This is a genomic window from Escherichia sp. SCLE84, assembly GCF_012584495.1.
Lineage (GTDB): Bacteria > Pseudomonadota > Gammaproteobacteria > Enterobacterales > Enterobacteriaceae > ECMA0423.
This window is the reverse complement of the sequence record NZ_CP051430.1, coordinates 2156442-2177916: the sequence shown is the minus strand read 5'-3', so window position 1 is coordinate 2177916 and position 21475 is coordinate 2156442. Positions and strand designations below refer to the sequence as shown.

The 21475-nt window shown below is 49.8% G+C and carries 29 protein-coding genes, 1 tRNA gene and 1 pseudogene; 19 read left to right on the top strand and 12 right to left on the bottom strand.

Annotated features, from left to right (window positions below; genetic code table 11):
* Nucleotides 1-9 precede the first annotated feature (9 nt).
* From dinB to prfH, 4 genes are all read left to right on the top strand, one after another.
* Complete coding sequence (dinB, locus tag HGD79_RS10795) at nt 10-1065, top strand: DNA polymerase IV (RefSeq protein WP_001226183.1); 1056 nt, start codon at nt 10-12, stop codon at nt 1063-1065.
* Nucleotides 1062-1514, top strand: a complete 453-nt coding sequence (locus tag HGD79_RS10790; protein WP_001059855.1) for a GNAT family N-acetyltransferase — start codon at nt 1062-1064, stop codon at nt 1512-1514. The genes dinB and HGD79_RS10790 overlap by 4 nt, the downstream gene beginning before the upstream one ends.
* A 245-nt stretch (nt 1515-1759) precedes the next feature.
* Nucleotides 1760-2899 carry an RNA ligase RtcB family protein gene (locus HGD79_RS10785; RefSeq protein ID WP_000528862.1) on the top strand — a complete coding sequence of 380 codons (1140 nt, stop codon included), beginning with the start codon at nt 1760-1762 and terminating at the stop codon, nt 2897-2899.
* A complete protein-coding gene (gene prfH, locus HGD79_RS10780) occupies nt 2896-3510 on the top strand; it encodes a peptide chain release factor H (RefSeq protein WP_000602112.1) in 615 nt (204 codons plus the stop codon). Before HGD79_RS10785 ends, prfH begins: the two co-directional genes overlap by 4 nt.
* 56 nt (nt 3511-3566) lie before the next feature.
* Here prfH and pepD read toward each other — a convergent pair whose 3' ends face one another.
* On the bottom strand, nt 3567-5024 hold the full coding sequence (gene pepD / locus HGD79_RS10775; RefSeq protein WP_001293018.1) for a cytosol nonspecific dipeptidase: 1458 nt from the start codon (nt 5022-5024) through the stop codon (nt 3567-3569).
* A gap of 260 nt (nt 5025-5284) precedes the next feature.
* Here pepD and gpt point away from each other — a divergent pair, with 260 nt between their 5' ends.
* From gpt to crl, 3 genes are all read left to right on the top strand, one after another.
* Nucleotides 5285-5743, top strand: a complete 459-nt coding sequence (gene gpt / locus HGD79_RS10770) for a xanthine phosphoribosyltransferase (RefSeq protein WP_001291990.1) — start codon at nt 5285-5287, stop codon at nt 5741-5743.
* Between the two features lie 91 nt (nt 5744-5834).
* Complete coding sequence (frsA, locus tag HGD79_RS10765) at nt 5835-7079, top strand: esterase FrsA (protein ID WP_000189541.1); 1245 nt, start codon at nt 5835-5837, stop codon at nt 7077-7079.
* A gap of 57 nt (nt 7080-7136) precedes the next feature.
* On the top strand, nt 7137-7538 hold the full coding sequence (gene crl, locus HGD79_RS10760; protein WP_000174677.1) for a sigma factor-binding protein Crl: 402 nt from the start codon (nt 7137-7139) through the stop codon (nt 7536-7538).
* Nucleotides 7539-7576: 38 nt separating this feature from the next.
* On the opposite strand, the gene phoE is transcribed toward crl, so the two are convergent.
* Complete coding sequence (phoE, locus tag HGD79_RS10755; protein ID WP_137465051.1) at nt 7577-8632, bottom strand: phosphoporin PhoE; 1056 nt, start codon at nt 8630-8632, stop codon at nt 7577-7579.
* A gap of 287 nt (nt 8633-8919) precedes the next feature.
* Between phoE and proB the strand changes: the two genes are divergently transcribed.
* From proB to HGD79_RS10740, 3 genes are all read left to right on the top strand, one after another.
* A complete protein-coding gene (gene proB / locus HGD79_RS10750) occupies nt 8920-10023 on the top strand; it encodes a glutamate 5-kinase (RefSeq protein ID WP_001285288.1) in 1104 nt (367 codons plus the stop codon).
* Nucleotides 10024-10034: 11 nt separating this feature from the next.
* Nucleotides 10035-11288 carry a glutamate-5-semialdehyde dehydrogenase gene (gene proA, locus HGD79_RS10745; protein WP_000893252.1) on the top strand — a complete coding sequence of 418 codons (1254 nt, stop codon included), beginning with the start codon at nt 10035-10037 and terminating at the stop codon, nt 11286-11288.
* A 114-nt stretch (nt 11289-11402) separates the two neighbouring features.
* Nucleotides 11403-11478 (top strand) — tRNA-Thr (locus tag HGD79_RS10740).
* A 14-nt stretch (nt 11479-11492) separates the two neighbouring features.
* On the opposite strand, the gene HGD79_RS10735 is transcribed toward HGD79_RS10740, so the two are convergent.
* The 8 genes and pseudogenes from HGD79_RS10735 to HGD79_RS10705 form a co-directional block, all read right to left on the bottom strand.
* Nucleotides 11493-12611: a tyrosine-type recombinase/integrase gene (locus HGD79_RS10735; RefSeq protein ID WP_001132557.1), complete on the bottom strand. Its 1119-nt coding sequence runs from the start codon at nt 12609-12611 to the stop codon at nt 11493-11495.
* Complete coding sequence (locus HGD79_RS26620) at nt 12533-12967, bottom strand: helix-turn-helix domain-containing protein (RefSeq protein ID WP_077873866.1); 435 nt, start codon at nt 12965-12967, stop codon at nt 12533-12535. The genes HGD79_RS10735 and HGD79_RS26620 overlap by 79 nt, the downstream gene beginning before the upstream one ends.
* Entirely contained in the window at nt 12883-13188 is a 306-nt protein-coding gene (gene yfdT, locus HGD79_RS10730) for a protein YfdT (RefSeq protein WP_000206732.1), read from the bottom strand. Before yfdT ends, HGD79_RS26620 begins: the two co-directional genes overlap by 85 nt.
* Complete coding sequence (locus HGD79_RS10725) at nt 13188-13550, bottom strand: phage protein (RefSeq protein ID WP_001242749.1); 363 nt, start codon at nt 13548-13550, stop codon at nt 13188-13190. Before HGD79_RS10725 ends, yfdT begins: the two co-directional genes overlap by 1 nt.
* Nucleotides 13541-14077 (bottom strand): 5'-deoxynucleotidase, encoded by a 537-nt coding sequence (gene yfdR, locus HGD79_RS10720; protein ID WP_000008200.1) that lies wholly within the window; start codon nt 14075-14077, stop codon nt 13541-13543. Before yfdR ends, HGD79_RS10725 begins: the two co-directional genes overlap by 10 nt.
* Nucleotides 14078-14204: 127 nt before the next feature.
* Nucleotides 14205-15029: a YfdQ family protein gene (locus tag HGD79_RS10715; protein ID WP_097454982.1), complete on the bottom strand. Its 825-nt coding sequence runs from the start codon at nt 15027-15029 to the stop codon at nt 14205-14207.
* 65 nt (nt 15030-15094) lie between these two features.
* The gene (yfdP, locus tag HGD79_RS10710; RefSeq protein ID WP_000135682.1) at nt 15095-15457 is read right to left on the bottom strand and encodes a protein YfdP; all 363 of its coding nucleotides are present in this window, start codon (nt 15455-15457) and stop codon (nt 15095-15097) included.
* 14 nt (nt 15458-15471) lie between these two features.
* Nucleotides 15472-15782, bottom strand: a pseudogene (locus HGD79_RS10705) (hypothetical protein).
* Nucleotides 15783-15925: 143 nt separating this feature from the next.
* Between HGD79_RS10705 and HGD79_RS10700 the strand changes: the two are divergent.
* On the top strand, nt 15926-16360 hold the full coding sequence (locus tag HGD79_RS10700; RefSeq protein ID WP_000016389.1) for a hypothetical protein: 435 nt from the start codon (nt 15926-15928) through the stop codon (nt 16358-16360).
* On the opposite strand, the gene HGD79_RS10695 is transcribed toward HGD79_RS10700, so the two are convergent.
* Together HGD79_RS10695 and HGD79_RS10690 are read right to left on the bottom strand one after the other, a co-directional pair.
* Entirely contained in the window at nt 16332-16538 is a 207-nt protein-coding gene (locus HGD79_RS10695) for a hypothetical protein (RefSeq protein ID WP_000549623.1), read from the bottom strand. The two genes, HGD79_RS10700 and HGD79_RS10695, sit on opposite strands and share 29 nt — an antisense overlap.
* 234 nt (nt 16539-16772) lie before the next feature.
* A complete protein-coding gene (locus HGD79_RS10690) occupies nt 16773-17447 on the bottom strand; it encodes a LexA family transcriptional repressor (RefSeq protein ID WP_000848748.1) in 675 nt (224 codons plus the stop codon).
* Nucleotides 17448-17537: 90 nt separating this feature from the next.
* Here HGD79_RS10690 and HGD79_RS10685 point away from each other — a divergent pair, with 90 nt between their 5' ends.
* From HGD79_RS10685 to HGD79_RS10650, 8 genes are all read left to right on the top strand, one after another.
* Nucleotides 17538-17738 (top strand): YdaS family helix-turn-helix protein, encoded by a 201-nt coding sequence (locus HGD79_RS10685; RefSeq protein WP_000649477.1) that lies wholly within the window; start codon nt 17538-17540, stop codon nt 17736-17738.
* Between the two features lie 43 nt (nt 17739-17781).
* Complete coding sequence (gene ymfL / locus HGD79_RS10680) at nt 17782-18333, top strand: protein YmfL (protein ID WP_032141723.1); 552 nt, start codon at nt 17782-17784, stop codon at nt 18331-18333.
* A 175-nt stretch (nt 18334-18508) separates the two neighbouring features.
* Nucleotides 18509-18688, top strand: coding sequence for a DUF4222 domain-containing protein (locus HGD79_RS10675; RefSeq protein WP_001250269.1), 180 nt, complete (start codon nt 18509-18511; stop codon nt 18686-18688).
* Nucleotides 18678-19619, top strand: a complete 942-nt coding sequence (locus tag HGD79_RS10670; RefSeq protein WP_000104954.1) for a helix-turn-helix domain-containing protein — start codon at nt 18678-18680, stop codon at nt 19617-19619. The genes HGD79_RS10675 and HGD79_RS10670 overlap by 11 nt, the downstream gene beginning before the upstream one ends.
* On the top strand, nt 19616-20110 hold the full coding sequence (locus HGD79_RS10665; protein WP_072278360.1) for a PerC family transcriptional regulator: 495 nt from the start codon (nt 19616-19618) through the stop codon (nt 20108-20110). Before HGD79_RS10670 ends, HGD79_RS10665 begins: the two co-directional genes overlap by 4 nt.
* Nucleotides 20110-20763: a phage N-6-adenine-methyltransferase gene (locus HGD79_RS10660; protein WP_168848393.1), complete on the top strand. Its 654-nt coding sequence runs from the start codon at nt 20110-20112 to the stop codon at nt 20761-20763. The genes HGD79_RS10665 and HGD79_RS10660 overlap by 1 nt, the downstream gene beginning before the upstream one ends.
* A complete protein-coding gene (locus tag HGD79_RS10655; protein WP_000210178.1) occupies nt 20760-21086 on the top strand; it encodes a LexA repressor in 327 nt (108 codons plus the stop codon). The genes HGD79_RS10660 and HGD79_RS10655 overlap by 4 nt, the downstream gene beginning before the upstream one ends.
* Entirely contained in the window at nt 21083-21472 is a 390-nt protein-coding gene (locus HGD79_RS10650; RefSeq protein ID WP_000767111.1) for a RusA family crossover junction endodeoxyribonuclease, read from the top strand. Before HGD79_RS10655 ends, HGD79_RS10650 begins: the two co-directional genes overlap by 4 nt.
* Nucleotides 21473-21475 lie beyond the last annotated feature (3 nt).

Genomic DNA, 21475 nt, shown 5'->3' with positions numbered 1-21475 from the left:
AGGTGAGTAATGCGTAAAATCATTCATGTGGATATGGACTGCTTTTTCGCAGCGGTGGAGATGCGCGACAATCCCGCCCTGCGCGATATCCCTATTGCTATTGGCGGCAGCCGCGAACGTCGGGGGGTGATCAGCACCGCCAATTATCCCGCGCGTAAATTTGGCGTACGTAGCGCTATGCCGACAGGGATGGCGCTCAAATTATGCCCGCATCTCACCTTGCTTCCGGGGCGCTTTGACGCCTACAAAGAAGCCTCAAATCATATCCGTGAAATCTTCTCGCGCTACACCTCGCGTATTGAACCGTTGTCACTGGATGAGGCTTATCTCGACGTCACCGATAGCGTCCATTGCCACGGTTCTGCGACCCTCATCGCCCAGGAAATCCGCCAGACGATTTTCAGCGAGCTGCAACTGACAGCGTCTGCGGGCGTGGCACCAGTAAAGTTTCTCGCCAAAATCGCCTCCGACATGAATAAACCCAACGGTCAGTTTGTGATTACGCCGGCAGAAGTTCCGGCATTTTTACAAACCTTACCGCTGGCAAAAATCCCCGGCGTCGGCAAAGTCTCGGCGGCAAAACTGGAAGCGATGGGGCTGCGGACCTGCGGTGATGTACAAAAGTGTGATCTGGTGATGCTGCTTAAACGCTTTGGCAAATTTGGCCGCATTTTGTGGGAGCGTAGTCAGGGGATTGACGAGCGCGACGTTAACAGCGAACGGTTGCGAAAATCCGTCGGCGTGGAACGCACGATGGCGGAAGATATCCACCACTGGTCTGAATGTGAAGCGATTATCGAGCGGCTGTATCCGGAACTTGAACGCCGTCTGGCAAAGGTAAAACCTGATTTACTGATTGCCCGCCAGGGGGTGAAATTAAAGTTCGACGATTTTCAGCAAACCACTCAGGAGCACGTCTGGCCGCGGCTGAATAAAGCTGACTTAATCGCCACCGCGCGTAAAACCTGGGATGAACGCCGCGGCGGGCGCGGTGTGCGACTGGTGGGGCTGCATGTGACGTTGCTTGACCCGCAAATGGAAAGACAACTGGTGCTGGGATTATGAATAACATACAAATAAGAGACTATCAGCCTGGCGATTTTCAGCAACTATGCGCTATTTTCATTAGAGCGGTTACGATGACTGCCAGTCAGCATTATTCACCACAACAAATTGCCGCCTGGGCGCAGATTGACGAATCTCGCTGGAAGGAGAAACTCGCGAAATCACAAGTGCGGGTTGCAGTCATTAATGCAAAACTGGTCGGCTTTATTACCTGCGTTGAACACTATATCGATATGTTATTTGTTGACCCTGAATACACCCGCCGTGGGGTTGCCAGCGCTTTGTTAAAACCTTTGATTAAGTCTGAATCCGAACTTACGGTGGACGCAAGCATAACCGCAAAACCCTTTTTTGAACGTTATGGTTTTCAGACAGTTAAGCAGCAACGCGTTGAATGTCGGGGAGAGTGGTTTATTAATTTTTATATGCGTTATAAACAGCAACATTAAATCCAGCTTGCAATGAAAATAACGCAAGCCTAGTATGTGCGCGTTTTCTTATTCCACAAACTGCAAGGAGGTAAATCATGACAAATCCTTTATCAATGACTCTTTGCAGACCTTTCCAGGATTAATTCTTTTTTTCTTGCCCTGGATTCGTCTGCCATTTCCTGATTTTTTAATTGTTACTCTCAATAATTCAAGTCGCAACACATGCAACTTGAAGTATGACGAGTCTATTTACGGAATGGTATATGGGCAATTATATTCGTCCCTTATCCGATGCGGTATTTACCATCGCATCTGATGACCTGTGGATCGAGAGTTTAGCGATCCAACAATTACACACCACGGCAAATTTACCCAACATGCAGCGCGTAGTGGGGATGCCAGATTTACATCCCGGACGCGGCTATCCGATTGGCGCAGCGTTCTTCTCTGTTGGTCGTTTTTATCCGGCACTGGTCGGCAATGATATCGGCTGCGGTATGGCGCTATGGCAAACAGATATTCTCGCTCGCAAATACAACGCCGATAAGTTTGAAAAGCGATTATCAGATCTGGATGACGTTGCTGAAGAAAGCTGGCTGGAGGAAAACCTGCCGTCAGCATTTGCACAGCATCCGTGGCGCAGCTCGCTTGGCTCTATCGGTGGCGGCAATCATTTCGCTGAACTGCAACAAGTTGATCAAATCATCAACGCTGAACTGTTTGCACTGGCAGGTCTGGATGCACAACATCTGCAACTGTTGGTTCATAGCGGCTCGCGGGGGGTGGGGCAGTCTATTTTACAGCGGCATATTGCCTCGTTCTCGCATCATGGTTTGCCTCAAGGCAGTGACGACGCGCTACGGTATATTGCGGAACATGACGATGCGCTGGCGTTTGCGTGTATTAATCGCCAGATGATCGCTTTGCGCATAATGCAACAAGTTAAGGCCACGGGAAGTCCGGTTCTGGATGTGGCGCATAACTTTGTTAGCGCGTGTCAAATCGGCGATCAACAGGGCTGGTTGCATCGTAAAGGTGCCACGCCGGATGACAACGGTCTGGTGATTATTCCCGGTTCACGTGGTGATTACTCCTGGATTGTACAGCCTGTTGCGAACGAAAAAACGCTCCACTCGCTGGCGCATGGGGCAGGGCGTAAATGGGGGCGCACCGAGTGTAAAGGGCGTCTGGCAGCGAAATACACGGCGACGCAACTCTCGCGTACTGAACTTGGCAGTCGGGTAATTTGTCGCGATAAACAACTCATCTTTGAAGAAGCGCCACAAGCCTATAAATCGGCTGAAAGCGTGGTGCAATGTCTGGTGCAGGCCGGTTTAATTATTCCTGTCGCGCGGCTGCGTCCGGTGCTAACGCTCAAAAACAGTGGAGGGAAAAAAGGATGATCTTGCTACAACTCTCCTCAGCGCAGGGGCCGGAAGAATGTTGTCTCGCAGTGAAAAAGGCGCTGGACAGGCTAATTAAAGAAGCTGCCCGACAAGACGTCGCGGTAACGGTGTTGGAAACAGAAACGGGCCGCTACTCTGACACGCTGCGTTCAGCTCTGGTTTCTCTGGATGGCGATAACGCATGGGCATTAAGCGAAAGCTGGTGCGGCACTATTCAGTGGATTTGTCCGAGTCCGTATCGGCCTCATCATGGGCGCAAAAACTGGTTTCTGGGCATTGGGCGTTTTACCGCTGATGAGCAGGAACAATCGGATGCAATCCGTTATGAGACGTTGCGTTCGTCGGGGCCGGGCGGTCAACATGTCAATAAAACCGACTCGGCGGTACGCGCCACGCATTTGGCATCCGGTATTAGCGTGAAGGTTCAGTCAGAGCGTAGTCAGCATGCTAACAAGCGGCTGGCACGATTGCTGATTGCCTGGAAGCTGGAGCAGCAGCAACAGGAAAATAGCGCGGTGCTGAAATCGCAGCGGCGAATGTTCCATCACCAGATTGAACGTGGCAACCCGAGACGGACATTTACAGGGATGGCTTTTATCGAAGGATAATGAAGGATGAAACTGCCGGAAGGCGATTAAACGCCATCCGGCAGCAAATCAAATAATTACTTCGCCGGAATTTCTTTCAGCAGTTCAGTCAGCAGTGTCCAGTAATGACCTACGCTTTCGATGTGAACTTGCTCATCCGGAGAGTGTGGACCGGTGATAGTTGGCCCGATAGAAACCATGTCCATTTCCGGATACGGTTTTTTGAACAGACCACATTCCAGGCCCGCGTGGATAATCTGGATGTTCGGCGTTTTGTTGAACAGACGCTGATAGGTTTCACGTACCAGATGCATCACCGGAGAATTAGCGTCCGGCTGCCAGCCAGGATATGCGCCTTTCGCTTCGGTTTTCGCGCCAGCCAGTTTACCCAGCGAATCCAGCATGCTCACCACGTAGTCTTTACCGCTGTCGATCAGTGAACGGATCAGACAGTGAATTTCTACGTTATTATCAGTCATGGTCACCACACCGACGTTCAGGGAGGTTTCGACCACACCTTTTGCCACGTCTGAGTTGCGGATCACACCGTTCGGGGTGGCGTTCAGCAGACGAATAAAGGTATCGCGAGATTTCGCAATCAGGGCAGCTTTATCGTTCGCTACAGAGTCCAGCAACAAGGCCAGATTTTTCTCTTTCTCTGCCAGCTCGTTTTTCAGGATCTCCTGATAGGTATTCACCAGAGATTTCAGGACGTCGACTTTATCAGCTGCGACAGCAATGGTCGTAAAGGCTTCACGCGGGATGGCGTTACGCAGTGTGCCGCCGTTGAAATCGATAAGGCGCAGATCCAGTTCTTCTGCATGACCCGCCAGGAAGCGCACCAGCAGTTTGTTGGCATTACCCAGGCCAACGTGGATTTCCCCGCCGGAGTGACCCCCTTTCAGACCTTTTAAGGTTAACTTGAAGGTTTCAAAACCAGCTGGAACCGCTTCACGATCTAAATGCAGGTTGGAGGTGAAGTCGATACCCCCCGCACAACCCATGTAGATTTCACCTTCTTCTTCGGAGTCGGTGTTAATCAGAATATCAGCCTGCAACCAGTTGCTCTGTAAGCCGAACGCACCGTCCATACCGGCTTCTTCGGTCATGGTCAGCAGCACTTCCAGCGGGCCGTGAACCACGTTTTCGTCAGCCAGAACCGCCAGCGCAGACGCCATACCAATGCCGTTATCTGCACCCAGCGTGGTGCCGCGCGCTTTAACCCATTCGCCATCAATATAAGGCTGGATAGGATCTTTCGTGAAGTCATGCACGGTGTCGTTATTTTTCTGCGGCACCATATCGAGGTGGGCCTGTAAGACGACCGGTTTACGATTTTCCATACCTGCGGTAGCAGGTTTACGAATCAGGATATTACCTACCTGATCGCGTTCGACATGGAAACCTTTCTCTTTTGCCCAACCAACAATGTATTCAGCGAGTTGCTCTTCATGATAGGACGGGTGAGGAATAGAACAGATTTTGGCAAAAATATCCCACAGCGGCTGTGGAGATAATTGAGACAGTTCAGACACGTTAAGTCTCCTTGTCGATCACCCGCAAAACAGTATTGCAGGTCACAGGGTTAGCAGAAAATTTTGTCAACACAAGACAGGCTTGCGAGATATGTTTGAGAATACCACTTTATCCCGCGTCAGGGAGAGGCAGTGCGTAAAAAGACGCGGACTCATGTGAAATACTGGTTTTTAGTGCGCCAGATCTCTATAATCTCGCGCAACCTATTTTCCCCTCGAACACTTTTTAAGCCGTAGATAAACAGGCTGGGACACTTCACATGAGCGAAAAATACATCGTCACCTGGGACATGTTGCAGATCCATGCACGTAAACTCGCAAGCCGACTGATGCCTTCTGAACAATGGAAAGGCATTATTGCCGTAAGCCGTGGCGGTCTGGTACCGGGTGCGTTACTGGCGCGTGAACTGGGTATTCGTCATGTCGATACCGTTTGTATTTCCAGCTACGATCACGACAACCAGCGCGAGCTTAAAGTGCTGAAACGCGCAGAAGGCGATGGCGAAGGCTTCATCGTTATTGATGACCTGGTGGATACCGGTGGTACTGCGGTTGCGATTCGTGAAATGTATCCAAAAGCGCACTTTGTCACCATCTTTGCAAAACCGGCTGGTCGTCCGCTGGTTGATGATTATGTTGTTGATATCCCGCAAGATACCTGGATCGAACAGCCGTGGGATATGGGCGTCGTATTCGTCCCGCCAATCTCCGGTCGCTAATCTTTTCAACGCCTGGCACTGCCGGGCGTTGTTCTTTTTAACTTCAGGCGGGTTACAATAGTTTCCAGTAAGTATTCTGGAGGCTGCATCCATGACACAGGCAAACCTGAGCGAAACCCTGTTCAAACCCCGCTTTAAACATCCTGAAACCTCGACGCTAGTCCGCCGCTTTAATCACGGCGCACAACCGCCTGTGCAGTCGGCTCTTGATGGTAAAACCATCCCTCACTGGTATCGCATGATTAACCGTCTGATGTGGATCTGGCGCGGTATTGACCCACGTGAAATCCTAGACGTCCAGGCACGTATTGTGATGAGCGATGCTGAACGTACCGACGATGATTTATACGATACTGTGATTGGCTACCGTGGTGGCAACTGGATTTATGAGTGGGCCACCCAGGCGATGGTGTGGCAACAAAAAGCCTGTGCGGAAGAAGATCCGCAACTCAGTGGTCGACACTGGCTGCATGCGGCTACGTTGTACAACATTGCCGCCTATCCTCATCTGAAAGGAGATGACCTGGCCGAGCAAGCGCAGGCTTTATCAAACCGCGCCTATGAAGAGGCCGCCCAGCGTCTGCCGGGCACGATGCGGCAGATGGAGTTTACCGTACCCGGCGGTGCGCCCATCACCGGCTTTTTGCATATGCCGAAAGGCGATGGCCCGTTCCCGACAGTATTAATGTGTGGTGGTCTGGATGCGATGCAGACGGACTATTACAGCCTGTATGAACGTTATTTTGCGCCGCGCGGCATTGCGATGCTGACTATTGATATGCCGTCGGTGGGCTTTTCTTCAAAATGGAAGCTCACCCAGGACTCCAGCCTGTTGCATCAGCACGTCTTAAAGGCGCTGCCTAACGTACCGTGGGTGGATCACACTCGCGTCGCGGCCTTTGGTTTCCGTTTCGGCGCTAACGTTGCCGTGCGTCTGGCATACCTTGAATCGCCGCGTCTGAAAGCGGTTGCCTGTCTTGGTCCGGTAGTTCATACCCTGTTGAGTGATTTTAAGTGCCAGCAACAGGTGCCGGAAATGTATCTTGACGTTCTGGCGAGTCGTTTGGGGATGCATGATGCTTCCGACGAAGCGTTGCGCGTGGAGTTGAATCGCTATTCATTAAAAGTGCAAGGATTGCTGGGACGTCGCTGCCCAACGCCAATGTTATCAGGCTACTGGAAGAACGATCCGTTCAGCCCGGAAGAGGACTCACGCTTAATCACCTCATCATCTGCTGACGGTAAATTATTAGAGATCCCATTTAACCCGGTGTATCGGAATTTTGACAAAGGTCTTCAGGAAATCACCGACTGGATCGAAAAACGTTTGTGTTAAAAATTTGCTAAATTTTACCAATTTGGTAAAACAGTTGCATCACAACAGGAGATTGCAATGACGTTACCGAGTGGACACCCGAAGAGCAGATTGATCAAAAAATTTACCGCACTAGGCCCGTATATTCGTGAAGGTAAGTGCGAAGATAATCGATTCTTTTTCGATTGTCTGGCTGTATGCGTCAACGTGAAACCGGCACCGGAAGTGCGTGAGTTCTGGGGCTGGTGGATGGAGCTGGAAGCGCAGGAATCCCGTTTTACCTACAGCTACCAGTTTGGTCTGTTCGATAAAGCAGGCGACTGGAAGAGTGTTCCGGTAAAAGATACTGAAGTGGTTGAACGACTGGAGCACACCCTGCGTGAGTTTCACGAGAAGCTGCGTGAACTGCTGACGACGCTGAATCTGAAGCTGGAACCGGCGGATGATTTTCGTGACGAGCCGGTGAAGTTAACGGCGTGAGTGAAATGTGCCGGATGCATCACATCCGGCAATATCTATTAAAACTGATAGGTCATGCCAACCGCGACAATATCATCATTATTAATATTCAATTTGTTATCGCTATCCAGTTGGTTGATTTTATAATCAACAAACGCTGACATATTTTTGTTGAAATAATACGTAGCACCGACGTCGATATAATTGACCAGATCTTCATCACCGATGCCCTCAATATCTTTCCCTTTCGATAAGACATAACCCAGCGATGGACGCAGACCAAAGTCGAATTGATATTGTGCGACCGCTTCAAAGTTCTGAGTTTTATTGGCAAAGCCGCCAGATATTGGCGTCATTTTGCGTGTTTCAGAATAAAAAGTTGCCAGATAAATATTATTGGCATCGTATTTCATACCTGTTGCCCATGCTTCTGCACGCTTGCCTGTGCCACGGCTTTGCAGGTTCTGCTCGTTGGTGCGATCGGAGTTGGTATAGGCCCCACTAATGGCGAAATCGCTGCCGCCAAAGTCATATGTCAATGACGTGCCGAAGCCATCGCCGTTTTGCTTTTTAACATCGCGGTTTTCGTTTTTCCCTTGATATTGCAGGGTTAAGTTCAGACCATCGATAACGCCGAAGAAGTCGGTGTTCCGATACGTCGCCAGACCGCTGGCGCGTTTGGTCATAAAGTTGTCGGTCTGCGCCGAGGAGTCGCCACCAAATTCCGGGAACATATCGGTCCAGGCTTCCACGTCATACAACGCGCCCAGGTTACGACCATAATCGAAAGAACCCAAATCTTTATATTTCAACCCGGCAAAAGCGAGACGCGTTTTTTGCTGTGCAGTATCACTCTCCGCTTTATTTCCGGCAAACTCTGCTTCCCAACGGCCATAACCAGTCAGTTGATCGTTAATTTGTGTTTCACCTTTAAAACCAAAACGGATATAACTCTGGTCGCCATCTTTACTGTCGTTATCACTCATATAATGCATGGCTTTAACTTTGCCATAGACATCCAGTTTATTACCGTCTTTGTTATATATTTCTGCGGCCTGTACGGATGCAGATGCCACAATGCCCATCACCACTAATGCCAGAGTGCTCTTTTTCATTTTCATTCCTGATTTTAATTAACGCGCGAATATTCAGCGGGAGAGTCCCGTTGAAAACAGGAAAGTTTTTAACCTGAGATTGTTAAAGATATATTACAGATTAATAATATTCTTAAAATGTGGTAATTTATTAAATCTGTAATAAAAGCGTAAACAACTGCCGCTAGGCTTGCTGATCCCGCGCAACAAAACGCCATGCTTTGCTCGCAGATGGTTGGCAACCGACGACAGTCCTGCTAAAACGTTCGTTTGATATCATTTTTCCTAAAATTGAATGGCAGAGAATCATGAGTGACAGCCAGACGCTGGTGGTAAAACTCGGCACCAGTGTGCTAACAGGCGGATCGCGCCGTCTGAACCGTGCCCATATCGTTGAACTTGTTCGCCAGTGCGCGCAGTTACATGCCGCCGGGCATCGGATTGTTATTGTGACGTCGGGCGCGATCGCCGCCGGACGTGAGCACCTGGGTTACCCGGAACTGCCAGCGACTATCGCCTCGAAACAACTGCTGGCAGCGGTAGGGCAGAGTCGACTGATTCAACTGTGGGAACAGCTGTTTTCGATTTATGGCATTCACGTCGGGCAAATGCTGCTGACCCGTGCTGATATGGAAGACCGTGAACGCTTCCTGAACGCCCGCGACACCCTGCGTGCGTTGCTCGATAACAATATCGTTCCGGTAATCAATGAGAACGATGCTGTCGCTACGGCAGAGATTAAAGTCGGCGATAACGATAACCTTTCTGCGCTGGCGGCGATTCTGGCGGGTGCCGATAAACTGTTGCTGCTGACCGATCAAAAAGGTTTGTATACCGCTGACCCGCGCAGCAATCCGCAGGCAGAACTGATTAAAGATGTTTACGGCATTGATGACGCACTGCGCGCGATTGCCGGTGACAGCGTTTCAGGCCTCGGAACTGGCGGCATGAGTACCAAATTGCAGGCCGCTGACGTGGCTTGCCGTGCGGGTATCGACACCATTATTGCCGCGGGCAGCAAGCCGGGCGTTATTGGTGATGTGATGGAAGGCATTTCCGTCGGTACGCTGTTCCATGCCCAGGCGACTCCGCTTGAAAACCGTAAACGCTGGATTTTCGGTGCGCCGCCGGCGGGTGAAATCACGGTAGATGAAGGGGCAACTGCCGCCATTCTTGAACGCGGCAGCTCCCTGTTGCCGAAAGGCATTAAAAGCGTGACTGGCAATTTCTCGCGTGGTGAAGTCATCCGCATTTGCAACCTCGAAGGTCGCGATATCGCCCACGGCGTCAGTCGTTACAACAGCGATGCATTACGCCGTATTGCCGGGCACCACTCGCAAGAAATTGATGCAATACTGGGATATGAATACGGCCCGGTTGCCGTTCACCGTGATGACATGATTACCCGTTAAGGAGCAGGCTGATGCTGGAACAAATGGGCATTGCCGCGAAGCAAGCCTCGTATAAATTAGCGCAACTCTCCAGCCGCGAAAAAAATCGCGTGCTGGAAAAAATCGCCGATGAACTGGAAGCACAAAGCGAAATCATCCTCAACGCTAACGCCCAGGATGTTGCTGACGCGCGTGCCAATGGCCTTGGCGAAGCGATGCTTGACCGTCTGGCACTGACGCCCGCACGGCTGAAAGGCATTGCCGATGATGTGCGCCAGGTGTGTAACCTCGCCGATCCGGTGGGGCAGGTAATCGATGGCAGCGTACTGGACAGCGGCCTGCGTCTTGAGCGTCGTCGCGTGCCGCTGGGGGTGATTGGCGTGATTTATGAAGCGCGCCCGAACGTGACGGTTGATGTCGCTTCGCTGTGCCTGAAAACCGGTAATGCGGTGATCCTGCGTGGTGGCAAAGAAACCTGTCGCACTAACGCGGCAACGGTGGCGGTGATTCAGGACGCCCTGAAATCCTGTGGCTTACCGGCGGGTGCCGTGCAGGCGATTGATAATCCTGACCGTGCGCTGGTCAGTGAAATGCTGCGTATGGATAAATACATCGACATGCTGATCCCGCGCGGCGGGGCTGGTTTGCATAAACTGTGCCGCGAACAGTCGACAATCCCGGTGATCACAGGTGGTATAGGCGTATGCCATATTTACGTTGATGAAAGCGCAGAGATCGCTGAAGCATTAAAAGTGATCGTCAACGCGAAAACTCAGCGACCGAGCACATGTAATACGGTAGAAACGTTGCTGGTGAATAAAAACATCGCCGATAGCTTCCTGCCCGCATTAAGCAAACAAATGGCGGAAAGCGGCGTGACATTACACGCAGATGCAGCTGCGCTGGCGCAGTTGCAGACAGGCCCTGCGAAGGTGGTGGCGGTTAAAGCCGAAGAGTATGACGATGAATTTCTGTCATTAGATTTGAACGTTAAAATCGTCAGCGATCTTGACGATGCCATCGCCCATATTCGTGAACACGGCACACAACACTCCGATGCGATCCTGACCCGCGATATGCGCAACGCCCAGCGTTTTGTTAACGAAGTGGATTCGTCCGCTGTTTACGTTAACGCCTCTACGCGTTTTACCGACGGCGGCCAGTTTGGTCTGGGTGCGGAAGTGGCGGTAAGCACACAAAAACTCCACGCGCGTGGCCCAATGGGGCTGGAAGCACTGACCACTTACAAGTGGATCGGCATTGGTGATTACACCATTCGTGCGTAAATAAAACCGGGTGATGCAAAAGTAGCCATTTGATTCACAAGGCCATTGACGCATCGCCCGGTTAGTTTTAACCTTGTCCACCGTGATTCACGTTCGTGAACATGTCCTTTCAGGGCCGATATAGCTCAGTTGGTAGAGCAGCGCATTCGTAATGCGAAGGTCGTAGGTTCGACTCCTATTATCGGCACCATTAAAATCAATAAGTTACACATCATTAGTACCTTCCTTATTTTTTGACTGGGACAAATTTGGGACCGATGGGTTCAGGATCGAGTCTATTTGCCGTGCGTGTTCGGTAAGGTGATTAGGTGCAAGGTGAGCATATCGACGAACCATTTCGATAGACTCCCAGCCTCCCATTTCCTGTAACACTGACAACGGGACTCCGGCTTGAACCAGCCAACTTGCCCAGGTGTGTCTCAAGTCGTGAAATCTGAAATCATCAATACCAGCCCGTCTCAGCGCCGCTTTCCAGGCTGTGTTTGCGTCATACCGCATCTTCCTGACTGTTGGCGCTTTCGTTCCGTCTGGTTTGGTACAGCTTTCCTTGTACACAAATACCCAACGGTGATGATTCCCGATTTGTTTTTTCAATACGCGACATGCAGTATCATTCAGCGCAACGCCAATTGCGCGGTTTGATTTACTCTCTTCCGGGTTTATCCATGCCACCCGGCGCTGCATATCTATTTGTTGCCATTCAAGGTTGATGATGTTCGAGCGTCTTAGGCCTGTTGCCAGTGCAAATTCAACAACAGACTTTAATGGCTCCGGACATTCATCAATCAGCCTTTGTGCTTCATGGGGCTCCAGCCAGCGGATCCGTTTATTCTTTGGTTGGGGCACTTTAATAATTGGTGCCTTATCCAGCATTTTCCATTCACGCTCTGCGGCTCTTAGTAGGGCCTTTATAAATGAAAGATGCGTAGCCTTCGTTGCAACGGACGCTGGTTTTGGCGTGTATTCTGGAACAGGTTTCCCTTTTTTTCTGCATGCTTCTGCCCTGAGTTTCCAGTTTTCCTCATGACGCCGGTTCGTCATTTTCTGCATTGCTGAATAAATTTTTGATTCAGTAATGTCTCTTAGTTGCATTCCTGCGAAATGTTGAAGCCAGAATCCGATCCGGCTTTTGTCATCGTCCAGTGATTTTTTATGTGCTTTCTCTTCAAGCCACCTGACACACGCTTCCTCGAACGTTATATCAGGTATTTCACCAAGTTTGCTGACCCGCCATGCTTCAGCCTTTAGCTTGTCATGGAGTTCTGTCGCCTGCCTTTTGTCCTTTGTTCCAAGAGACTGTTTAAATCTTTTACCGTTCGGCAATGTGAAACTGGCGTACCATATTTCACCTCTGCGGAAGAGTGACATTTTCTTTCCTCTGTTATGCCATCACCCGCGCTCACCTGGACAGTATGCAGCGGAGACTGAAGAGCCGCAATGCAGGCTTGTCGTGTTGTGAGGTAAGGAGATTTATTCTTAGTGGGATCTTTGCGTGTTGCCTGAAGACGCCCTGTGCGTATCCAGTTAATGGCAGTCGGTCTGGATATCTTGAGAAAATGACAGGCCTCATCGAGTGTGAGGCTGTATGGCTCCATTATTTCACCTCTTGCTGTGACATTGTTGAAAAATGGATACCAGCTCGTTGCTGCCAGACGATCCAACCGAGAGTCATATCCCATGCCATGTATTCGTTATCGCCGTTTTTTGCTCTCCGACGATCTACTAAGTCACCGAAACGCTTTTCCATGAATAATTCATAAGCTTCGCGTTCATCTGGTTCTACTTCCAGAGATAGGAGTGCGATTTCATAAGCACGGCGCTCAATATCGTCTCGCACGTCAAGGCTGCTGATACGCTCTTTAATTTCTTTAATCAGTTCTTTGTCGGTAAAAGTGGTCATTATGCTCCAGCCTCCGGTGCTTTTGGCATTACTGCCCAGTGAGTGATATTGACGTTTTCAAGGTCCCCGACCTGAAATGTCCACTGCCATTCTCCGGTTTCTTTTTGTCCCCAGGTGTACCAGAGAGAACGCCAGCCAATTAGCCAGCCTTCTCCGTTAGCATCGAATAACAAAACACTTTCATTTGCTGGTGGCAGTTCAGTTGACACTGGTATTACTTTGTTTTCCTGTGCTGCACATTTAGCTTCAAGCGCATCGAATTTACGCACTAGGTATTCAGCATCTGTTTCATTTACTTTCAGATCTCGCGGTACACATCTCCCACGAAGAAACCCTTCCATTTCGAAAACATTCATGCGCATTTGCGTAACTCCGATAACTCGTTAAAGCGTTCCATAAACATCCCGTAGGCATGGCCCGGTGCCAGTGGAATCACGTTGAACATCTCTGTTGCCGGGATACCTTCCAGTACAGGCCAGAAAGAGCCATCATCAAGCCCGAGATCGCGGCGTTCGGTTGCCAGCATGATGAGATCGGCATATTTCACGGGCGTACTCATAACTGGGGGTAACCCGTATTTCTCACGGATTACGGCGTCTATTTTTTCTTCCATTTGTTTATAGTCAGGAAGAAGGCGTTTCAGTGGTGCGGGAATGTCCTGGCAATACGCTTCTGTTGCATCATGCATTAACGCTTCAAAAGCAAATTCCTGCGGCACCAGCTGGCTGCAAAGAACCGCATGTTGGGCGACGCTGTAGAAGTGCGAAAGATGACCGGCAAAGCGACAGATATTTGAAAGGGAAACCGCGATATCGTTAATATCGATGTCGTCTTTATTTATCCTGTCATAATAAAAATGCTTCCCGGAAAAAGTTTTAATAAATGACATTTTGTTCTCCACGTATATGCGCTGCACCGCGCTGAATTCTGGTAAAAAGAATCCCTCACCATCCGGCGATTATTGAGTAAATTACGTTTCCATAAATGCCCCCGCAGGGGCATTTGCAGTAATGAAATCAGGCGATGAAAGTACCAATAAAGGTTTCTACTTTGCTGTCCTTGAATTTCTCAACAAGCAGATCACGAAATTCGTTAGCCATTTCTTCCTGCACCGCCTCCAGCTGAATAATGCGCAGAACCAGTACAGGACGATCGCCAGTGATAATACTGAGGCGTAATTTAAACGGACGTTCTTTCAGACCTTCAAACGGAACGCATTTAAATTCAAATGCCACTGGCATAATGTCTTTGGTCTTCGCTTCGACAGACTCCATCAGGGAGCGTTTGCCGCTGAAGTCATTATCTTCAAAATCAGCGGTCTGGTTTGCTTCAATCGTGATTTTACGGACAGCCGCAGCCGCTTTTGTTGCCTGAATGGTGTCACCATTAGTATCAAAGCCCACAAGATAGTCGGCCCAGTCTTCAATCCATTCTGCCAGTGACTTCTGGGAGTTACGCTCGCCGTTAACAGACAACAGAGCAGAGAACGGTGCTGTCTTTTTCAGTTTGAGTGTGGCGGTGTTATCTGCGTGACCTGGTTCATCAATAGTACCCAGGTTAAGCACACTGACGGCACGCATATTATCAGCATCGATAAAGCAGCGGGTGCCTTCATCTGCAAGATCTTTAGAATAACGGGTAAAGTCATCGATGCTGGCAGTGGAAAGCGCACCACGGAAACGGAAGCGATTTAAATTAAATTTTTCCAGATCATGAATGCGGAAATTCTCAGGCAATGCCACAGCATCGGCACCAATCTTACTGATAATTTCATTAACACCCTGAGCAGAAATAAGGGCATGGATTTGATTAATTGCGGTTGCGTCTAAGTTCTGAGACATAATAAGTCCTCACTATATAAAGATATTCAGTGATGAGATAAATAATCAGTTAATTAAAAACGATATTAACGACCTGCTGCGCGGAGTTTTCCGTCAGGTTCACCGGCAAGAGTCAGTAACTGTCCCTGGTCTTCCTGCAGAATAGTCAGGCGACCACCGCGATTGACATACATCGGCGTTTCGGTGGTGTCTTCTTCGGAAATTTTCCCGCGGTTAGTCGGGCGAACATATGAGAGTTTGTGTTTGATTTTCACTCGGTTCTCATCAAACGGTTCGATTTCCAGGTTGAGCGAGACCTTACCTTTGGTTTTCGTGTTCATCACACCGGAAGCGACTTCACTGAGAACTGCGCCGATTTTGGTTTCAAATACGCCGCCGTCCAGCTCCCCGATAAATGCCTGCACATCAGTACTGCGTTCGCTAGCCATTTTGCTGCTCCTCATCATATCGACCCTGCAAGGTCGGTTAGTTTCTCCACAAAACAGAGAAGAACACCTGCGGTGACTGCCGCCCGGATGGATTGGGTTATGAGCCCGTCGTCCGGTGATGCTCTTCTCTGTTTTGTAAAAAGGACGGTACCAGCCGGAAGCAAGGGTACAAGCTGGTACCGCCAAGACTACACACAGCATAAAGTTGTGGTGCCGGGTGCCTCCCGGTGCCTGGCGAAGGTTGCACACCAGGCGGGTGGGTATCCACAGAAGGTCGACTGTCAGCCTCAACCTTAACCCGCGTGCGCTGAGCCGCATTCACCACAACGCTAAGGATTCTCTCTGGTTGAAAATACTTAGCTGTTATGTGCCTGCTTTTAGCCACATCAGGCGAGGTGGACCTGGTTATTCCCCAACAACAAGGATTCGGTTAATCTGGTTATCCCCAACAACGCAAAAGGAAAAGAAATGTCCGGTAATATCTATACGCTGTACAAATCCCACTGTGAAAATGTTGGAAAGTATCGGGGCATTGAAATCAGTGGGGTAGTGTCATCAGTCGAAATAAGCAAAGTTGAATCAAGGGCAACATTACTTACTCTTTTGGACCTTGTCTTACATGAGCACCGGAAGAAATTCGGCACTCCCTATAATCAGTTGAATGGGAAAAAGGCTCTGGTTCACCTTATTCTGATGAAGCATCACTGGATGCCAAAACAGATTAATGAGATGAAATTTGATGAACTTCTTCTTTCAATTCAGGATGAACTCACACTTGATAAAATAAGCGTAACCGCCCAGAAATTTTTAGATTATCGAGACTGGAGATCACAAATTCATCACTTTGATGATTTTGACGAAAATGAATGGGATCCTAATTTGTCTGCACAATATCTAAAGTAACATCCTGTGATAAAACCGTGATTTCCTGATCCAGTTTTTTTAAGGAGTCTATTGTTTCCTGTCGATAAGACAGCACTTCACGAAGCTGGTTTATAGCTGCCAGCTTCTTTGTCATCCACTCATAAATTTCCTCATCTGTGTAGCCAGGCGCGACGATTTTGGGTTCTGTTTTGTGCATTTCACATCTCCTCAAGTTATCAGTTACTTGTTGATGGGGACCAGATTGTTAAAGAGCTAAGCGTCCTGTAGGGCGCTTTTTTGTTGCTAACGAATCATCCTGGACTTCATATGCCCCAGGCGGATACTTCGTGGGCGTCCTGCCTGTTTGTTGTTTCTCTTGGGTACATTATGTATCTCAAAGGTACATTGTCAAGTATAAAAAAACCTGCCGAAGCAGGTTCATAAACATTGATTAGGCTTTGATTTTGTATCTTCTTGGTTTTCCTGAGAAAATCACAGTTCCAATTATAGAGCAATTACCGTTGATCTTAATGTAAGGCTCAGGCCAGTTTGGGTTTAACGCTTTGAGATAACGCTGTGTCCCATCTTCTATCAACCTTTTGAAGGTGGTTTCACCTGTATCGTGCATCAATGCAATAACGTCGTCACCGTGGCAGGCAGGTACTTCAGGATCGACAAAAATCATGTCTCCCGGGCGGTACTCATCAATCATTGAATCACCTATCACCCGCAAGATATAAGTCATTTCCCCACAGGGTACAGGGCAGGGATACGTTTCTGCTGTGCTCAAATCAACCTCAGAATATCCAACTTCTTTCCATGCTCCGGCCTGTACCCATGATATGACAGGGACTAATGTGATTTGTTTATTAGTGATTGAAACATCAGGTTTTTTTGTGATGTTCGTTGTCTGGTGTTCTTGATCGAGCCATCCGACAGGCAGGTCGAAACATTTTTCGATGTGTCGTGCCATGCTGTCACCGATATTTTTAGTAGCACCATCTCCCATAAACCTGCTGGTCTGGGTTGGCTCGCGATCAATCATAGTGGCAAAGGAAGAATTCCCGCCAACACCATCTCTCAGTTTTCTGGCGTTAGACCGCCGGATGTCATGGATTGTTTTCATAACGAAATTAAAACCCTTGTACCGTTAAGGTACAAGTATCTTGAAGGTTCATTTCAATCATGTAATATGTACACCGGAGGTACATATTGTATGAAAGCGTATTGGGACTCTTTAACCAAAGAACAGCAGGGCGAGTTGGCCGGAAAAGTTGGCTCAACACCTGGCTACTTACGGCTGGTTTTCAATGGCTATAAAAAAGCCAGTTTTGTGCTGGCTAAAAAACTTGAGCAATGCACGTCAGGTGCAATTACGAAATCTGACTTAAGACCGGATATCTATCCGAAAGATTAGCAGAACACTTTCAATTTTTAACCACAGAACGATGAGGCTAATCGTGGGTAAGCATCACTGGAAAATAGAAAAACAGCCTGAGTGGTACGTGAAAGCTGTCAGAAAAACTATCGCGGCGTTGCCGGGTGGTTACGCTGAAGCGGCTGACTGGCTGGATGTAACAGAGAACGCATTATTTAACCGCCTTCGTGCCGATGGCGATCAGATTTTCCCGCTGGGATGGGCAATGATTTTGCAACGTGCTGGTGGAACTCACTTCATTGCTGACGCTGTGGCGCAGTCTGCAAATGGCGTCTTTGTGTCTCTTCCTGACGTCGAGGATGTGGACAACGCCGATATTAACCAGCGTCTGCTGGAAGTCATTGAACAGATCGGCAGTTATTCAAAACAGATTCGTTCAGCAATCGAAGACGGTGTAGTGGAACCGCATGAGAAGACAGCAATTAACGACGAGCTGTATCTCTCAATTTCGAAGCTGCAGGAGCATGCAGCACTGGTCTACAAAATCTTTTGCATTTCAGAAAGTAATGACGCCCGCGAGTGTGCAGCTCCGGGCGCCGTGGCGTGTCGTGACTGTGGAGAAACTAACGCATGAACAGTTTAACAACACACTACCGTCGCTCGCAACTGATTGCGCTTCCTGTACCGGGTGGAAAAGAGAAGGTGGAGTATTGCTATGCAGTGAATGTACCAGGTGACAGGGAAATTGTAACCCACAGCTTTGCAGAGTGGGCTGTGGGTGATTTCAACCGGCAGAAGGAGACAGTCCTTTGCGACAAGTTAACCGCTGGTTCAAAGATCACTACGGAGTGCCCGTCAGAGTCATTCGTTGGGAGCCGGAAACACAACGGGTTATCTACCTCCGTGAAGGCTATGAGCATGAGTGCTTCAGCCCGCTCGAACAGTTTCGTCGTAAATTCAGGGAAATAGAGGTCGGTCATGAGCACTAAATTAACCGGCTATGTATGGGATGGTTGCGCAGCGTCAGGCATGAAATTATCCAGCGTGGCAATTATGGCCCGCCTGGCTGATTTCAGTAATGACGAAGGTGTGTGCTGGCCATCAATTGAAACCATTGCCCGTCAGATTGGCGCGGGGATGAGTACCGTCAGGACGGCTATCGCACGGCTGGAAGCAGAAGGCTGGTTAACGCGTAAGGCGCGTCGCCAGGGTAACCGCAATGCGTCGAATGTTTATCAGCTTAACGTTGCGAAGCTTCAGGCAGCGGCATTTTCTCAACTGTCAGATTCTGACCCGTCAAAATCTGACGCATCAAAATCTGACCCGTCAAAATTTGATGCGTCGAAATCTGGCAAAAAAGCGGGTTTTCACCCGTCAGAATCTGGCGGGGATCCGTCAGTAAAATCAAAACATGATCCGTCAGATAAAAAACCTTCTCGTCCGGACGCTTCGCAACCGGACACGCAGACGGATGAACAGGATTTTTTAACTCGCCATCCTGATGCGGTTGTATTCAGCCCTAAAAAGCGCCAGTGGGGAACGCAGGATGATTTGACCTGCGCACAGTGGCTCTGGAAAAAAATCATCGCCCTGTACGAGCAGGCCGCCGAATGTGACGGCGAGGTGGTTCGTCCCAAAGAACCGAACTGGACAGCCTGGGCAAACGAAATTCGCCTGATGTGTGTGCAGGATGGTCGTACTCACAAACAAATCTGCGAGATGTACAGCCGCGTCAGCCGCGATCCGTTCTGGTGCCGTAACGTGCTCAGCCCGTCGAAGCTGCGGGAAAAATGGGATGAGCTTTCCCTGCGCTTATCGCCGTCCGTAAGCACGTACACCGAAAAACGCGAAGACCCGTACTTCAAATCCAGTTACGACAATGTGGACTACAGCCAGATCCCGGCAGGATTCAGGGGGTGATCATGAGTCTGTTAAATGACGTTCAGAAATTCATTGAAGCCCATCCGGGGTGTACTTCCGGAGACATTGCGGATGCTTTTGCAGGTTACTCACGGCAGCGCGTTCTGCAGTCAGCAAGCAAGTTACGTCAGAGTGGGCGTGTGGCTCACCGTTGTGAAGGGGATACACGCAGACATTTCCCGCGCCTGACTGAGAGAGCGCAGGAGCCGGAACCACAACCAGTTCGTGAAACCAGACCTGTGCGCAATTTCTATGTCGGCACTAACGATCACCGGGTGATTTTGTGCCTGACCCGCCAGGCTGAAGAACTGGAGTCAAGGGGCTTATACCGTCGTGCTGCAACCGTGTGGATGGCGGCATTCCGTGAAAGCCACTCCCAGCCAGAACGAAACAATTTTCTGGCGCGTCGTGAGCGGTGCTTACGGAAAAGCAGCAAGCGCGCTGCATCGGGTGAAGAGTGGTATCTGTCAGGGAATTACGTGGGGGCTTAATGAGTAATAAATATTGTCAGGCGCTGGTGAAACTGCGGAACAAACCAGCCCATGAACTGAAGGAAGTGGGCGATCAGTGGCGCACGCCGGATAACATTTTCTGGGGAATTAACACCCTGTTTGGTCCGTTTGTTCTGGATCTGTTCACTGACGGTGATAACGCCAAATGTGCCGCGTATTACACGGCGGAAGACAACGCGCTGGCGCATGACTGGTCAGAACGTCTTGCGGAGCTTAAAGGTGCTGCCTTTGGTAATCCCCCATACAGCCGCGCCAGTCAGCATGAGGGGCAATACATCACCGGCATGCGTTACATCATGAAACATGCCAGTGCTATGCGTGATAAAGGCGGGCGCTATGTTTTCCTGATCAAAGCTGCCACCAGCGAAGTTTGGTGGCCGGAAGATGCAGACCATATTGCTTTTATTCGCGGGCGTATTGGTTTTGAACTGCCTGCCTGGTTTATCCCGAAGGATGAGAAGCAGGTGCCGACAGGAGCGTTCTTCGCTGGTGCTATTGCTGTTTTCGACAAGACCTGGAAGGGACCGGCAATCAGCTACATCGGGCGCGATGAACTTGAGGCATGTGGTGAGGCGTTTCTGGCGCAGGTTAGCCAGCAGGCGGAAAAACTGGTCAGGGATATGGCGGCATGACGACGTTAACTCAATGCCAGCAGCAGGTGCTGGATATGCTGATTTCTTATCAGAAAGAACGTGGCTTTCCGCCAACCAATCAGGAGGTGGCAACCATGCTGGGATACCGTTCGGTGAATGCAGCGGTGGAGCATCTTCGCGCACTGGAGAAAAAAGGCGTCATCACGATAAAGCGTGGCGTGGCCCGGGGTATCACGCTTCATACCACAGTGAAGGACGACGACAGCGAGGCAGCCGGGATTATCCGCGCACTGCTTGCCGGTGAGGAAAACGCCAGACTGCGTGCAGCCCACTGGTTACATGAGAGGGGCCTGAAAGTATGAAGCTGATCCTGCCTTTCCCGCCCAGCGTGAACACGTACTGGCGACACCCCAACAAAGGGGCGTTTGCAGGTAAGAGCCTGATAAGCGCGGCGGGGCGCAAATTCCAGAGCGCGGCGTGTGCAGCAATAGTTGAGCAGTTACGTCGTCTGCCAAAACCAACGTCGGCACCTGCTTCAGTGGAGATCGTGTTGTTTCCTCCGGATAACCGGATCCGCGATCTGGACAACTATAACAAGGCGCTGTTTGACGCCCTGACCCACGCGGGTGTGTGGGAAGACGACAGTCAGGTGAAAAGAATGCTGGTGGAGTGGGGACCGGTTATCCCGGAAGGGAAGGTCGAGATCACTATCAGTAAGTACGAGAAACCGGCGGGTGCAGCCGCCTGATTA

Excerpts from the sequence above, each read along its gene's own strand:
- dinB (WP_001226183.1), top strand. The coding sequence starts at position 10 with ATGCGTAAAATCATTCATGTGGATATGGACTGCTTTTTCGCAGCGGTG.
- HGD79_RS10790 (WP_001059855.1), top strand. The coding sequence starts at position 1,062 with ATGAATAACATACAAATAAGAGACTATCAGCCTGGCGATTTTCAGCAA.
- HGD79_RS10785 (WP_000528862.1), top strand. The coding sequence starts at position 1,760 with ATGGGCAATTATATTCGTCCCTTATCCGATGCGGTATTTACCATCGCA.
- prfH (WP_000602112.1), top strand. The coding sequence starts at position 2,896 with ATGATCTTGCTACAACTCTCCTCAGCGCAGGGGCCGGAAGAATGTTGT.
- gpt (WP_001291990.1), top strand. The coding sequence starts at position 5,285 with ATGAGCGAAAAATACATCGTCACCTGGGACATGTTGCAGATCCATGCA.
- frsA (WP_000189541.1), top strand. The coding sequence starts at position 5,835 with ATGACACAGGCAAACCTGAGCGAAACCCTGTTCAAACCCCGCTTTAAA.
- crl (WP_000174677.1), top strand. The coding sequence starts at position 7,137 with ATGACGTTACCGAGTGGACACCCGAAGAGCAGATTGATCAAAAAATTT.
- phoE (WP_137465051.1), bottom strand. The coding sequence starts at position 8,632 with ATGAAAAAGAGCACTCTGGCATTAGTGGTGATGGGCATTGTGGCATCT.
- proB (WP_001285288.1), top strand. The coding sequence starts at position 8,920 with ATGAGTGACAGCCAGACGCTGGTGGTAAAACTCGGCACCAGTGTGCTA.
- proA (WP_000893252.1), top strand. The coding sequence starts at position 10,035 with ATGCTGGAACAAATGGGCATTGCCGCGAAGCAAGCCTCGTATAAATTA.
- HGD79_RS26620 (WP_077873866.1), bottom strand. The coding sequence starts at position 12,967 with ATGGGATATGACTCTCGGTTGGATCGTCTGGCAGCAACGAGCTGGTAT.
- yfdT (WP_000206732.1), bottom strand. The coding sequence starts at position 13,188 with ATGACCACTTTTACCGACAAAGAACTGATTAAAGAAATTAAAGAGCGT.
- HGD79_RS10725 (WP_001242749.1), bottom strand. The coding sequence starts at position 13,550 with ATGCGCATGAATGTTTTCGAAATGGAAGGGTTTCTTCGTGGGAGATGT.
- yfdR (WP_000008200.1), bottom strand. The coding sequence starts at position 14,077 with ATGTCATTTATTAAAACTTTTTCCGGGAAGCATTTTTATTATGACAGG.
- HGD79_RS10715 (WP_097454982.1), bottom strand. The coding sequence starts at position 15,029 with ATGTCTCAGAACTTAGACGCAACCGCAATTAATCAAATCCATGCCCTT.
- yfdP (WP_000135682.1), bottom strand. The coding sequence starts at position 15,457 with ATGGCTAGCGAACGCAGTACTGATGTGCAGGCATTTATCGGGGAGCTG.
- HGD79_RS10700 (WP_000016389.1), top strand. The coding sequence starts at position 15,926 with ATGTCCGGTAATATCTATACGCTGTACAAATCCCACTGTGAAAATGTT.
- HGD79_RS10695 (WP_000549623.1), bottom strand. The coding sequence starts at position 16,538 with ATGCACAAAACAGAACCCAAAATCGTCGCGCCTGGCTACACAGATGAG.
- HGD79_RS10690 (WP_000848748.1), bottom strand. The coding sequence starts at position 17,447 with ATGAAAACAATCCATGACATCCGGCGGTCTAACGCCAGAAAACTGAGA.
- HGD79_RS10685 (WP_000649477.1), top strand. The coding sequence starts at position 17,538 with ATGAAAGCGTATTGGGACTCTTTAACCAAAGAACAGCAGGGCGAGTTG.
- HGD79_RS10670 (WP_000104954.1), top strand. The coding sequence starts at position 18,678 with ATGAGCACTAAATTAACCGGCTATGTATGGGATGGTTGCGCAGCGTCA.
- HGD79_RS10660 (WP_168848393.1), top strand. The coding sequence starts at position 20,110 with ATGAGTAATAAATATTGTCAGGCGCTGGTGAAACTGCGGAACAAACCA.
- HGD79_RS10655 (WP_000210178.1), top strand. The coding sequence starts at position 20,760 with ATGACGACGTTAACTCAATGCCAGCAGCAGGTGCTGGATATGCTGATT.
- HGD79_RS10650 (WP_000767111.1), top strand. The coding sequence starts at position 21,083 with ATGAAGCTGATCCTGCCTTTCCCGCCCAGCGTGAACACGTACTGGCGA.